General features: G+C 50.1%; 1 pseudogene. It reads left to right on the forward strand.

What is annotated here, in order from left to right:
• Window positions 1-333: 333 nt before the first annotated feature.
• Window positions 334-880: pseudogene (locus AUR66_RS12670) on the forward strand (hypothetical protein); the annotation flags it as partial.

Raw genomic sequence — 880 nt, forward strand, 5'->3', positions numbered from 1 at the left:
CGTCCAGATGGTGACGTGGGGTTCTATGTCTCCCTCTGAGCACCATGATTTCACTCTTAAACAGAGTCAATTTGTAAAGGTGGTTGACCAGTATCTGCAGCCGACATCACAAGCTTGGGAGTGAGATAGATACTTGACAGTTCGGCAGCATTTCGATCCATGCCTCTCGAAATGGGTCTCTAGCGAATCGATGAGAACGACTTTGAGCGTCTTCCAGCTGGCAAACTAAACCAGGAATCTCAGTTAGAAGACCTCCTCATAGAGGATCCAGATGTCCTTGGACGCGATTTACTCATTATAGGACAACAGGTCCATACAGACAGCGGGAACCGATTGGACCACCTCGGTATTGACCTGGAGGGCGACCTCCATCTTGTCGAATTAAAGCGAGACCGTACACCAAGAGATGTCGTTGCTCAGGCCCTTGATTATGCTTCGTGGGTTCGAGGACTGACCTACGACGACCTTGTCGACACATATAGCGATTTCAATGGTGACGTCAAGTTTGAGGAAGCTTACAGTGAGAAATTCGACTCCGCAAGGCCAGAGGGGGGATCGGGAGTTCCCGAGGACGTAAACCAAACGCATAGCCTCACAATCGTTGCGTCTGAGCTTGATGCAGCTACAGAGCGCATCATTGAGTACCTCGCTGATGAATACGGCGACCCAATTAACGCTGTCCGATTTAATTACTACAAGGACGATGAACGAGAGTATATAGGACGCACGTGGCTCATCGACCCGCAAGAAACCTCTGAGGCTCCGAGTAAGCGTGAAACGTGGAACGGGAGGGACTTCTACGTAGCGTTCGGTGAAAGCTCGTACCGATCTTGGAAAGATGCAAGCGAGTATGGATTCATTTCTGCCGGCCAAGGAGAAT

The sequence above is a fragment of the Haloferax profundi genome, from assembly GCF_001469865.1.
Lineage (GTDB): Archaea > Halobacteriota > Halobacteria > Halobacteriales > Haloferacaceae > Haloferax > Haloferax profundi.